A 12154-nucleotide genomic window follows, 5' to 3' on the forward strand; every position below is an offset into this window, starting at 1 on the left:
CATCTTTTTCCAGCAGGAACACGCAATCTTTGACAACAGTCTCGCTGTCTTTCCGGTTGACGCCGAGGGCAACCAGTCGTCCGATCAGCCGGTTAGCATTCCTGACTCCAGCAGCAAAACCGGTTACCTGTATAGCGCCTATGTGCAGGATGAGTGGAAGGGGGGGCGGACAAATTCTTGGACTGATTTACGCCGCGATTCCAAGACTCTGCCGGTATTCGACGGGGCTGAGGGAACCGAGCGAGACCTTGATACGCTTTGCGTTATACCAGCGGATATACGAGTCAACGACTTCAATGAATTGATCAACGGTCGTGGCCCGCCAGTCACGGGGATATAATAACTCCGTCTTGAGACGCCCGAAGAAACCTTCGCAGGCTGCATTGTCGGGCGAACATCCTTTGCGCGACATCGAGCGAATCAGTCTGGCATCCCGCATCCGTGAGAGCCATCCCGGCCAGCGATAGTGGGCACCGCGATCGGAGTGAACCACGGGCCGCTCCTCGCAGGCAGCCACTGACTCAATCGCCGAATCCAGCATGGTATTGACGAGTTCGGCATCCGGCCGCGTGCTGATTGACCAGCTCACAACGAGACCGTCGAAGCAGTCAATCACCGGCGACAGATACACCTTGCCGGCCGGAATCTGGAATTCGGTAATGTCCGTGAGCCATTTCTGATTCGGGGCAGCGGCGCGGAAGTCACGATTGATGATGTTCTCCGGCGCAGGGCTTATTTCTCCGCGATAGGAGCCGTAGCGACGTCGCCTGGTCGTGGCAGCGGCCAGACCTTCCTGTCGCATCAAACGTCGCACCACCTTCTCCGAGATGACGATCTGCTGCCTGCCCAACGCAGCGTGGATCCGGCGATATCCGTAGCAACGGTGATTGAGTTTGAAGATATCCGCGATGACGCGACGCGCGTCAGCGTGCCTGTCAGCGACAAGCTGACGTGCGCGGTGATAGAAGTAGGAACTGCGGGCAAGCCCCAGGATCGCTAACAGCTCTGGGAACGAATAGCTCTGCTTGAGGGCATCAACCAGCATCGTCTTCTCCCGGTTGCTCAGGAGTTGCGGGTCGATGCCCATTCCTTTTTTTATCAGTTCGCTCGCCTTCTTCAGGATGTCGTGCTCGAGCTGCAGTTGCCGGATGTCGCGTCGAAGCGATTCGACCTGCTGTTCCAGTTTCGCACGCTCGTCGTTCGGTACTGGCTTCTTCTGGCGTTTCATGGATGCTGGGGCGTCACGACCGAGTAGCTGGTTCTTCCAATTGTAAAGCGTCGGCCTGCTCACGCCTGCTTTCCGGGCAACCAGGCGCGCGCTTTCCTCTCTGGTGCACAGCTCGATGACTGCCGCCTGCTTCACCTCCGGTGATTTCGGAACGCTGCCAGTTGCTCTGCCGACAACGCGTTTTCTGATTTCGGGATGCAGCTCTTCGATCCAGGCTGCAAGCGTCTCGCGACTCGGATAGCCCAAAGCCCTCAAGGTTGCGGCAGCACAGCGGTCATGGCTCAAATAATGACCGACGGCCGCCTTCTTCTGTTCAGCCGAATACCTCGCCCTCGAACGAACATAGCCGGCCCGTAGATCATGGCACTGTTCTTATTCGCGATGCCAGGCTTTGAGAGAATTCTTTGTTGGATAGCCCAACTGCCGGATGGTAGCCCCGATGCGCTTGCCAAGCTTCAAGTAGAGTCGGACCGCTCGAATGCGATCTTCGTATGAGAACATGAACTACCTCCAGGTAGTCCAAGTTTTCGTCCGCACCCCCCGTGGGTCAGGTTTCAGTCGGCGTTGACACGTAGATGCCGAAGTCTGCGTGAGAGGTATGGGGGCGTGCATGAGGTGCCCGTTCCTTGAATGCTCCCGCGATCAACTCGTGCAGTTGGCTTGAGGCCGGAGCAGCATCCAGTTCGTTGGCTCGGCGATCGAGCATGTCATAGTCGAGCACAACGTGGTAGACGTTATCCAGATGCAGGGGTTCTCGTGCAGCAGCTTGCGCAGCCTGATAGGCAGCAAGACTCTTGTAGCCAAGTGCGGCAACGACGAGCTGTTGCGCATGGCCAAGTTGCACGGATACACCCGCAGCGGCGCTGCTCTTGCGAACAGCATGGGCAAGGTTGGAAATGCCGATAGGCATACGATTCTCCTGATCTCAGCGCAGGCCAACCGAGCGATTACTTGGCCGACGCCCAGGCGACATCGCATGGTGGTGGCAATAATAAAGATGGGGCGAAGCAGATGCAGTCTTGATTGAGCCGCTCGAAGCTCAGGCGGACGAAGCCTTGACCTAGTAGTCCGCAAAAAACCGACTAAGAGCAAGCACTTGGAAAAACAGTCGAGTAGCGCGTTACCGGTACAGCCTGTCGCAGACTCGTGCTTCGCATCGAACCTCGCTGTGCGAGTTTCGCCCCCTCCGGGCTTCCATTCGCTGACGCCTACGGCCCGGATTCCCGATCGGGGCCTGCGCGCTTCGCTTGCGTGAAGTCGGCACATCGAGGTGCCCGTTGCCTGTCCAGCCGTCTTCCCTGACTTCATCCCTGTGTCCGCATCTGTTGCCCGCGGTCGTGTGCTGTCAAGGTGCGCGGGGCCATGTCCTCGGCTGCGCCGGCGCGAGCAGCTATCAGATGCTGGCCGCGATGTTCCGCGCGGCTCCTAGTTCGAGCAGGTGGGGACTGCGGCGAGTAGGATGCCACCTACCAAAGAGGCAACCAATCTCGCATCTTTCCGTGCTAAACGAAATTTTTCCATGGTAAAATCCCCAAAAGCGAAATCGAACCGTGGAGATCGAATGGCCCAGCAACCGGCAGACACAATTCCCGACCTCTTGCAGCGCAGCTTGCCGCGCGAACTGGTGATGGCCGTCGAGGAAGCCTTGAGCGTCGGCGCCCAGCGCGCGCACGCCGCGTCCAAAGGCATGGACGAGGGCCACTTGCCCCACGTGGTGGGTCAGTTGCGGCATTTCCACATGAACGAGGCGTTTCATCGAGCACTGGCGATGGGGGACGCTTCACCGACCGCTATTCGCGGTAACGGCATCGTCAGCGGCCGGGCTGGGGTCTTCACCCTGGCCAGGTTCAACATTCCGGACGGTTTCTGGATCAACGGCCGACGGAGCCACACGCGCCGCCAGATGTCCTTTGCCAACAGGGCCATCGAGCCGTTGGTGCAACCGGAATTGTTCGATCAATACACCGCGCCCGCCGATGCGGTCGCGTTCTTCGTGGCGTGCTTCTCGGGCTCGCTGCATATCCAGCCGGACTCGCCTGTGTCGATCCAGATCGCGGTACCTGACCGCGAGATGCAAGGCTGGCTGTTCAAGGAGCCACTGAATGCGTTCCTGCAGCGGTACGAGCAAAAGCCGGCGGCGCAGGACGATTTGGCCAAGCCCAAGCTCAAGAAAATCAAGAAGCAGAGCAACGAGGGCAGCGCGTCATGAGTCGCGGTGGTATTCAAGGCTTTGAAAGTGAGCGTCTCAGTCAGATTCTTGCTGCGAGGCGTTTGAGCCAAGCGCAACTCGCCTCGCTGGTCGGCGTGTCACCCGCGACGGTCAGCAAGTGGCGGTCGGGCAATCAGGCGCCCGAACGTGAAACCCTGGAGCGCCTTGCCGGCGTGGTCAACGTCACGCCCGAATGGTTCACCCGGGCGCCCTCGGCCAAGGTGTCGTTGCCGCTGTTTCGCAGCAACGCGTCCGCACACGTGGCGGCACGTGCGATGCTGGAAGCGCGCATGGAGTGGGCGCAGGACGTCGCACTTGCGTTGTCGGAATTCGTGGATTATCCGGCGCTGAATTTGCCGACCCGGCAGTTCAAGGAGCCCGATGAGATCACACCTGACGAGATTGAACTGGCGGCGAGCGAATGCCGCGATCTTTGGCGTATCGGCCGTACGGCGGTGCCGGACTTGGCGCTGGCTATTGAAGGCGCTGGCGTAGTCCTGATCCGCGAGGAAACGGGCATTTCTCAGATCGAGGGCCTGTCGGCATGGAGCGATGCGTTGGGACGTCCGCTGGTTTTGCTCTCGGCCGACAAGGATAACGGCTATCGAAGCCGTTTCGACTTGGCGCACGAACTCGGCCACCTGATCCTGCATCGGTTCATTCCCCGGCCGACCGAGCGTGACCGCCATAAGCAGCTGGAACAGCAAGCCCATCGCTTTGCGGGCGCATTCCTGCTGCCGGCCGAAACGTTTGCCAATGAAGTCCGCACGCCGGTGACGCTGGACGATCTTCTCTTGCTCAAGCGCAGATGGGGGGTGTCTGTCGCAGCGATCGTGATGCGTCTGCGTGCGCTGAAGATTCTGGATGAAGAAGCGGCGCAGTCACTCTTCAAGCGGCGGTCCGCCCGTTGGGGTGCCAAGTCCGAGCCGGGCGATGGCGATAGGTCGCCCGAGCGGCCGCGCCTGCTGCGTCGAACGATCGATCTGTTGGTCGAGGAAAACGTGATACCCCTCGACTCGATCCCCAGGCACATTGGTTTGGCGGCCCATGATATCGAGATGCTGGCTGGCTTATCGGAAGGGTACTTCCAGGGCAAGCCCAAGGTTGTGCAACTGGCGCGTTTGCGTGCGGTGCCCAGCGCGGATGCACCGGTTACCACGGAAGGCAATGTGGTGCCGTTTCGATTTTCGCCGAAGCGTTGAGCGGCGCGTCTATGGAGGTCAGTGAACCGATGAATGACATTGACGCAGTACTGAGCAACAGGCCGATTTCACCCTCTCGGGAGATGGCGGCGTACGAGGCGTTGTGGGCGCATCAAAAAGCGACTTTCAAAACGATTGCCGACTGTTTCCGTGACAGTCCGAACGCGATGCCCTCCGAGTTGGTCTCGGAAGAGGAGATCGATACCGCGCTATTGCGGGTGCGAGACAAGATTGCGCACGCGAAGATTCACGATTTTGGAGTGCGCGTTCATGGATCGGAAGACTACCCCGATCGGTTGCGTGATGCGGCGCATCCCGTCGAACTCCTGTATTACCGAGGGTGGTGGGATCTGATCGACTCGCCCAAACGAATCGCCATCGTTGGCTCGCGCAACGTCTCCGAGGACGGCCTGCGTCGAACCCGCAGGCTGGTGAAGCTATTGGTCCAAGATGGCTACACCATCGTCTCCGGCTTGGCCAAAGGCGTGGACACGGCGGCACATACGACGGCCATTGACAACGGCGGCAGCACGATCGCCGTGATTGGCACACCGATTACCGAGTATTACCCACCGGAGAACAGGGCGCTCCAAGACCTGATTGCCGAGAAGTTCCTGCTCGTGAGCCAGGTGCCGATCTGGCGTTACTCGACGCAGGACTACCGTAGTAACCGGCTGTTCTTCCCGGAACGCAATGCCACGATGTCAGCGCTGGCGCAGGCAACGGTCATCGTCGAAGCCAGCGATACGTCGGGTACCCTGGCGCAGGCACGGGCGGCGCTTCAGCAGGGTCGCAAGTTGTTCATTCTGGACAACTGCTTTCGCAACCCAAAGCTGACGTGGCCGGCCAAGTTCCAGGATAAAGGGGCCATTCGCGTCACTGGCATCGACGACATCAGGGCAGCCCTTGGCTAAGCGCGTACTTAAGGTCGATGCCCTGACGCTGCCGGATCATCACTATCTGGATGCGCAAGACATTTGCTACTACGCAGGTGAATACACTGCGGGCGAGGGGCATGCCTACAGCGAAACCAACCAGCTGATCCTCAATTTCAAGAAGTCCGTGGACAAGCGTGGAACCGCGCAGTGGCAATACAAAGAGCGCGCGATCCTACAGGCGGCGGCAATCTTTCGTGCCGCGATCAAGGCTGACGCCGAAATCACCTTCGTCCCGATTCCGCCGTCGAAGGCGAAGAGCGATCCGCTATACGACGACCGCATGCTGCAATTGCTGCAGGCCGTCTGCCGGGGGCGTCACACCGACATCCGCGAACTGGTCGTCCAGCGCGAATCGGCGGCGGCGGCCCATCTGTCGGACACGCGCCCGACACCGGACGAACTGGTGGCCAACTATCAACTCGACGAGCGCTTGGCCGAGCCGGCCCCGCAGACCATTTTTGTCGTGGACGACGTGCTCACCACAGGCTGCCATTTCAAGGCGGTGAAGCAAGTGCTGGAGCGGCGATTTCCCGAGGCACGCATCGTCGGGCTGTTCCTCGCGCGGCGAGCGCCCAAGTCGGTGGACTTGGATTTTGACAGCATCTAAGAACAGGACAAGGGACACGCCACATGCTGATCGTCATGACCTCTCCGGACGCCGTCCTGCGTAATGGCCAACCCGACCCGCAACTCGCCCAGGTGTTGATCAACGCCAAGGCGGCGGGCAATCCGGTGGGCTTGATTTCCAATCATGCGGAACCGGCTTGGTTCAACGGGACGTTTGGAGCTAGCGGCGTTCAGTTCCTGCAAAGTCGAGGGCGGCAATCGGGCGAGATCGTGTCGCAGAACGCCAAGAAGTTTGCGCTCAATCCCTTCGATGCGCTGGTTCTCGCGGCAAAGGACGAAGACGTCCAGATGGGCAAGAACGGCGGTGCGATTCTCGTGGCAGCCGGATGGTCGGCAGCACCGCAGGTCGCCTCACTGGGCATTCGCGTGGACAATGCCGCGCAGCTGCAAGAGATCATCAACCTGACGGCCGGCTGGTCGGGACAGTGGTGGTATGCAGGCGACGCCGGCCGCTATCGCGTGCGTGCGCTCAGCGACTTGTCCGGCCTGGGCAAGGGCGTCACGCAGCAACTGTTTGCGCAGCGGCTGACCGCCACCGTCAAAGGCGGTGGCGCGCGACTGAACGCTTTGCTGGCCGTCACCTCGCGTTCGCTGCTCATGGAAAAAGTGAACGAACTGGATGGACTGGTATGGGGCGTCTATCCGTCGTCGAAGAGTGCGAACGACGATGACGAGATCCTCAGCGATTTCACGCATCGCTTGCGGACGACGGTTTCCCGCGTTCGCTTCTCCAAGCGGGATGAGCCGCTGTTCATCCGTCACACTCATTCGCCGAAGCGCTCGGCGGGCGGTGGCGGTGATCGAACCGATCCGACCGGCCAAATTCTGACCGTTCACCTGAACCCGTTCTACAAACAGAGCGGACGATTGGTCGGAAAGCACGTGATCGTTGTGGACGATTGTACGACCTACGGGGTGTCGTTTGGCGTCGCCGCGGCCTTCTTGCGCAAAGCCGGTGCCGCCTCCGTGACGGGTGTTGCGCTGGGGAAGTTTGGCAATCAGTTGCGTTACTACGAGATCGACATCACGACCGATCCGTATCAGCCGGTCGTCGCCGGCGGCTTCACCGTGGCCGCGCCGGGGTGGTTCCCCGGCGCCACCAGTGGCGTCGCTCAGCAGGTTTTGCTGACCTTGATCCCGTAACCAGGTTGACGGTTATGGACCTGCGGGCGCTATTCCAAAGCTACAAGCCAGCCTTGGCGCGTATCACGGTGCAGACGCCGATTGGCGATTTGAGTACCGGCACCGCGTTCCACATTGCTGACGGCTGGCTTGTCACTGCGGCCCATGTGCTGCGCGATGGTGTCGTGCAGGAAGTGGTGTCCGAGTACGCGTCAGTGCCATTGACCGTGCAGTCGGTGACCTTCAACAAGGACGATCGCATCGATCTGGCCTTGATGAAGACCGATCTGGATCTGTCGCACTACCTGCATATGACGACGATTCATGGCTCACCGAAAGGCTTTGTACAAACGGACCATATCGAGATCGGTGGGCATCTGGATGACTGGGTCGGCGACGAGTTAGTGCTATCGAAAGTGCTACTCATGGGATATCCGCCGATTCCGTTTTCGCAGCACGCTGTGCTCCTGGCGTCGGAAGGAGAAGTCAACGCGGTTGTGGACAAATACAGTGGGCCGCACCCGCATTTCATCATCTCGTGTCCTGCGAGGGGTGGTTTTAGCGGTGGCCCCGTATTGAGTGAATATGGCTTTTTACTGGGGGTGCTTGTCGAAGCGCTCGTGATGGATGGCAAGGACGCGGGGACAGGCTATTCGAGTGCCATCTCAATCGAGCCCCTGCTGGTCATGTTGCACGACAACGGCATCTATCCCGGTAAGAACCGCGAGATCATCGAAGCGCTTATTGGTGGGATCGACAACGGCTTCGGGAAGCCGTCCTGGCGGATGCGCAGGATGTGGTTCATCGAGAAATCAATCCTAAAAATTCGGATGCTGATCCGGCAACACAAGAGGATGTGACGGCTTATGGGACGACAGCTGCAGCTCAATTTCACACCGTTGCGGGTGCGCGGCGATGCCATTCGGCTGCAGACCTTGCCTTTCCAAGACGCGCAGCAGTTCCGGGAATTGCGCGACGAGCACCGCGCGCACTACGCCGTCACCCGTCGCTCGGATCAGATCGTGGCGCTGCCGCTTGCATTGGGCGCCACGCCTATTGGCGAAGAGAAGAATGTTTCGGCAGTTGAGAACGCTTCGCTCATTCGTCCGCTGCTCGAACAACGTCTCGTGACCTTGCTCAGTTCCAATCGACGACTGGTGGCCCGCTACAACCCGATTACCACGGTTGGTCGCACCTTGCCGACGGGCTTCATCGAAGCCGACCGGCATCTTCATCTGCAGTCGCGCGTCTTGATCGCGATCCGCTCGCTAAAGCTGCCGGACGCAGAACCACTTGGTCTTTTGTGGGACATCGAGATCCAGAAGACCTGCGCAACCAGTCTTGCCGTGTTGCATGAGCAAGGCGTTCGGCTGGATGGGTTGACAGTCGAGCGCCTGGTGCCGGTCGAAGATGTGCGCATGCTGCCTTATCGCCGGCTTGTGGGTCGAGTCGGCGTGGTCACGGACGGCCACGCGCGCCTGTCCGAGCGGTTTCAGAATGTGGAGGAGTTGCTTCCACTCGACGAGCTGTACCTGGAGGCCTCACCTGAGAATGTTCGGCATCTGCTGCAACACGTCACGCGGAACACGTCGGGCAGGGTGCAGGGCAAGATCGATGAGATCGTGTTCGAGAACAGCAGAGGGCGTGCGCGTATGGAGCACATTGCCCGCATTTCGGACTGGCTCCGCGGCCTCGGCGAGATCAAGCTGCAAGAAGGTCTCAGCGTTGTCATCGGCAACCTGCTGAGCGAGAAAGATGCGCAGAACTTCCCCCGTTTCACTGAGGGCACGACGCCGACATATGTTTTCGACGCAGGCACGCTCAAATCGGAGTCGCGGGCAGCGGTCGGTCTAAGCAAGTTCGGCCCCTACAGCCGGCACGTCTTCACGCCCACACGACCGAATGTCTGTGTGATCTGCGACCGCGCGCGGCGTGGTCAATTTGAACTGTTCCTTCGGAAGTTTCGGGACGGCCTGTCGGTCGACGGCAAGTCATTGCCATTCGGCCGAGGGTTTCTCGGCATCTACGGACTGCAGGACATCAACCTGACGTTCGTGGAGGCGGATGCGTTCACGGCCGACGCCTACCATGCGGCTGCTTCCAAAGCAGTCCGGATGGGCGCGGAGGGTATGCCCTGGCATCTGGCCTTGGTGCAGACCGAGCGGCATTCACGCCAGTTGGTGCCGCACAAGAATCCGTATCTGGTGGCCAAGGCGGCGTTTCTCTCCAATCAGATCCCCACGCAGTTCGTCGCGTTCGAGACGTTCTCGATGGCACCGGCCAGTCTCGCCTACACGCTCAGCAATCTCGCCCTAGCGGTCTATGCCAAGCTCGGCGGCATTCCCTGGCTGATCAAGTCGGACAAGGGTATCGCGCACGAAGTGGTCATTGGCCTGGGCAGCGCGGCGATTGGGGAATCCCGCTTTTCCAGGAAAGAAAGAATTGTCGGCATTACCAGCGTCTTTCGCGGCGACGGCGGCTATCTGCTGTCGAATCTGTCGAACGCCGTTCCCATGTCGAAGTACGGCGAGGCCCTGACCGAATCATTGCAGGCAACCCTTCAGCGCGTGCGCAATGAGATGAACTGGATCAAGGGCGACTCGGTACGTGTGATCGTTCATGCGTTCAAGCCGATGCGCAATACGGAGGTCGAATCGGTCAAGGCAGCATTGAAGGAGTTCTCTGAATTCGATCTGCAGTTCGCCTTCCTGCACGTTAAACAGGACCATCCGTATCTGCTGTTTGACGATGATTCCATCGGGACCAAGGGTAGGGGAGAGAAGACGCCGGTTCGAGGCCTCTTTGCGGAAGTCGGACACAACGAGACGTTGTTGACGTTGACGGGGCCGCAGCAGCTCAAGCGCCCGACGGACGGCCTACCCAAACCGCTATTGCTAAGCTTGCATCGCGATTCGACGTTCACGGACATCATCTATCTCACCAAGCAGGTCTATTGGTTTTCGAACCATTCCTGGCGCAGCTTCCTGCCGGCGGCGATGCCGGTCACCATCTACTACTCCGACCTTGTCGCAGGCCTCTTAGGGCGGCTTGATCGTTTGGGTAGCCGGTGGAGTCCGAGTGTGATGCTCGGCAAGATCGGCACAACGCGGTGGTTTCTATGAGCGCCGACAATCCGATGCTGCAGGAGGCGCTGCGCGCAGTAGCGGGCCAGGCCGAGATACTGACGACTGCGGGCCCGCTGTCGATCGCCTTTTATCACTGGGTGCTCGCCGAAGGGTTGTCCACCCAGCAGAGCGCCGCGATGGCGCGGGACCTGTGCGAAGAGATTTCCGGCGGTGGCCGGTCGATTCATGCCGTGGCGGCTTTGGGTTTCCTGCTGAGCATCGATCCGACGTTGAGTGATGCATGCCGCGACTCATTTGCGCAGGGCGTGGACTGGTTGATGGGGCGTAGAGGTGATTCCCAAACGGCTCTCGTCAGCCTGATGCAGCCGTTAGCGTATACCGGCGTTCTGGTCGGTTTGTTGGCCACAGCCGATGATGTGCGGTGGCCGAAATTCGGAGCATGGTTCGCGTCGCTCTATGCAAAGCTGCAGCCGCTGTTGCCGGCGGAAGTCGGCTGGCGCCATGAACTGCTGTCCATGATCAAGACGCGGGCCGAGGTGGGATTGAACGGCGAACTGACGGTGGTGCCCGCCACCGCGGGCGCGGCTATCTACGTCGCACGTCGCTTGGCGGATGCTTCGCCGGCGGTCGATAACGACTTTGGGTCGCAATTGCTTGGCCGCATCAAATTGGTTGTTTATGACGACCCCGAACAGGCGGCCTTGGACTTGGCAGCGTTTCACTATCTCGCCCAGGGCGCGGCGCAGATCGATCTGCGGGCGCCGAGCCTAGACGATGTCGGACTGCTGCTTCGCCGGCTCCCATCCGGGTTGCGTCGGTGGACCTGGGACGAACAGAAGAAGACACCGAACTCGACCGCGCAAAAGTGGGCGGTTGAAAACGAATACCACTTTCAGAATCTTCTGTGCGCGGTGCTCGCGCCAGTGTTGCCCGATCTGCGTGATGAAGAGTGGCTTGCGTCGGTGGGGCAAAAGAAGCCGCGGGCAGACTTAGTAGTCCCGTCGCTGCACTTAGTGATCGAGGTCAAGTATTGGCGAAACAACAGCACGCCGCAGGACCTGATTTCGCAGATTGGTGAAGACGTCAGCCTTTACCTGAAGCGTGGCAGCCCCTATCGCAGAGTGCTTCCGATCATCTGGGACCAAGGACGACGCACCGAGCAACACGACCTGCTTGTTGCGGGACTCAGTGAGATTCGCGATGTGGTCAGTCCGGTCGTTATCGCTCAACCGGCGTTTATGGTTTGAGCAGCGACCAGAAAGCTGCGCCGCTCGTATCTCTCGGCGATCAACTCGAACAGCACGCTGGTTTCGGCCTGATCTTTACGGACGTATGAAAGGTCGTCGAGGATCACCAGATAGAAACGGTTGAGCTTCGTGAGTATCGACGGCAACAGCAGGCTCTGGCGTGCCACCTGTAGCTTCTGCACGAGTTCACTGGTGCGCGTGAATAGCTCCCGTAGCCGGCGTCGATCAGAGCGTGTCCGATGGCGGAATCGAGATGTGTCTTGCCGCCGCCAGATAGCCCGAGCAGCACGACGTTCGCGGCGCGCTCGATGAACGCGAGGCTCGCTAACTCCTGGATCTGCGCGCGTGGTGCGCCGCTGGCGAAACCGAAATCGTATTGCGCCAGCGTCTTGATGCCCAACGACGCGAGATTCGTGAGCGGCTGCCGCTTACGTTCGTTATCTTGTTGGGCGGCCATATAATTGGGCATCGATAGGGTCTCCCTCGATTTCCCTA

The 12154-nt window shown here is 59.8% G+C and carries 9 protein-coding genes and 2 pseudogenes; 8 read left to right on the forward strand and 3 right to left on the reverse strand.

All coding sequences use genetic code 11. The features are described from left to right. Positions 1-187 precede the first annotated feature (187 nt). A pseudogene (locus tag B0G75_RS38860) lies at positions 188-1729 on the reverse strand (IS3 family transposase). A 46-nt stretch (positions 1730-1775) separates the two neighbouring features. Next, the gene (locus tag B0G75_RS38865; protein ID WP_258194947.1) at positions 1776-2138 is read right to left on the reverse strand and encodes a hypothetical protein; all 363 of its coding nucleotides are present in this window, start codon (positions 2136-2138) and stop codon (positions 1776-1778) included. 651 nt (positions 2139-2789) lie between these two features. Here B0G75_RS38865 and B0G75_RS38870 point away from each other — a divergent pair. From B0G75_RS38870 to B0G75_RS38905, 8 genes are read left to right on the forward strand one after another with little or no spacing between them, the layout of a single operon-like run. Further along, positions 2790-3437, forward strand: a complete 648-nt coding sequence (locus B0G75_RS38870; RefSeq protein WP_106314850.1) for an alpha/beta hydrolase — start codon at positions 2790-2792, stop codon at positions 3435-3437. Continuing rightward, on the forward strand, positions 3434-4639 hold the full coding sequence (locus B0G75_RS38875) for an XRE family transcriptional regulator (protein ID WP_106314851.1): 1206 nt from the start codon (positions 3434-3436) through the stop codon (positions 4637-4639). The genes B0G75_RS38870 and B0G75_RS38875 overlap by 4 nt, the downstream gene beginning before the upstream one ends. A gap of 29 nt (positions 4640-4668) precedes the next feature. Further along, positions 4669-5553 (forward strand): DNA-processing protein DprA, encoded by an 885-nt coding sequence (locus B0G75_RS38880; RefSeq protein ID WP_219908328.1) that lies wholly within the window; start codon positions 4669-4671, stop codon positions 5551-5553. After that, positions 5546-6184 carry a hypothetical protein gene (locus tag B0G75_RS38885; RefSeq protein WP_106314853.1) on the forward strand — a complete coding sequence of 213 codons (639 nt, stop codon included), beginning with the start codon at positions 5546-5548 and terminating at the stop codon, positions 6182-6184. The genes B0G75_RS38880 and B0G75_RS38885 overlap by 8 nt, the downstream gene beginning before the upstream one ends. Positions 6185-6207: 23 nt before the next feature. Next, on the forward strand, positions 6208-7347 hold the full coding sequence (locus B0G75_RS38890) for a phosphoribosyltransferase (protein WP_106314854.1): 1140 nt from the start codon (positions 6208-6210) through the stop codon (positions 7345-7347). Between the two features lie 14 nt (positions 7348-7361). After that, positions 7362-8186, forward strand: coding sequence for a serine protease (locus B0G75_RS38895; protein WP_106314855.1), 825 nt, complete (start codon positions 7362-7364; stop codon positions 8184-8186). Positions 8187-8192: 6 nt separating this feature from the next. After that, positions 8193-10448, forward strand: a complete 2256-nt coding sequence (locus B0G75_RS38900) for a Piwi domain-containing protein (RefSeq protein ID WP_106314856.1) — start codon at positions 8193-8195, stop codon at positions 10446-10448. Further along, the gene (locus tag B0G75_RS38905) at positions 10445-11659 is read left to right on the forward strand and encodes a hypothetical protein (RefSeq protein ID WP_106314857.1); all 1215 of its coding nucleotides are present in this window, start codon (positions 10445-10447) and stop codon (positions 11657-11659) included. Before B0G75_RS38900 ends, B0G75_RS38905 begins: the two co-directional genes overlap by 4 nt. Here B0G75_RS38905 and B0G75_RS38910 read toward each other — a convergent pair. After that, positions 11638-12128, reverse strand: a pseudogene (locus B0G75_RS38910) (ATP-binding protein). The gene B0G75_RS38905 and the pseudogene B0G75_RS38910 overlap by 22 nt on opposite strands. Positions 12129-12154: the final 26 nt, after the last annotated feature.

This window comes from Paraburkholderia sp. BL18I3N2, assembly GCF_003001875.1.
In the GTDB taxonomy this organism is placed as follows: domain Bacteria; phylum Pseudomonadota; class Gammaproteobacteria; order Burkholderiales; family Burkholderiaceae; genus Paraburkholderia; species Paraburkholderia phytofirmans.

What these genes read in the sequence shown, in the direction of transcription:
- B0G75_RS38865 (WP_258194947.1), bottom strand. Translation starts at nt 2,138, where the DNA reads ATGCCTATCGGCATTTCCAACCTTGCCCATGCTGTTCGCAAGAGCAGC.
- B0G75_RS38870 (WP_106314850.1), top strand. Translation starts at nt 2,790, where the DNA reads ATGGCCCAGCAACCGGCAGACACAATTCCCGACCTCTTGCAGCGCAGC.
- B0G75_RS38875 (WP_106314851.1), top strand. Translation starts at nt 3,434, where the DNA reads ATGAGTCGCGGTGGTATTCAAGGCTTTGAAAGTGAGCGTCTCAGTCAG.
- B0G75_RS38880 (WP_219908328.1), top strand. Translation starts at nt 4,669, where the DNA reads ATGAATGACATTGACGCAGTACTGAGCAACAGGCCGATTTCACCCTCT.
- B0G75_RS38890 (WP_106314854.1), top strand. Translation starts at nt 6,208, where the DNA reads ATGCTGATCGTCATGACCTCTCCGGACGCCGTCCTGCGTAATGGCCAA.
- B0G75_RS38895 (WP_106314855.1), top strand. Translation starts at nt 7,362, where the DNA reads ATGGACCTGCGGGCGCTATTCCAAAGCTACAAGCCAGCCTTGGCGCGT.
- B0G75_RS38900 (WP_106314856.1), top strand. Translation starts at nt 8,193, where the DNA reads ATGGGACGACAGCTGCAGCTCAATTTCACACCGTTGCGGGTGCGCGGC.
- B0G75_RS38905 (WP_106314857.1), top strand. Translation starts at nt 10,445, where the DNA reads ATGAGCGCCGACAATCCGATGCTGCAGGAGGCGCTGCGCGCAGTAGCG.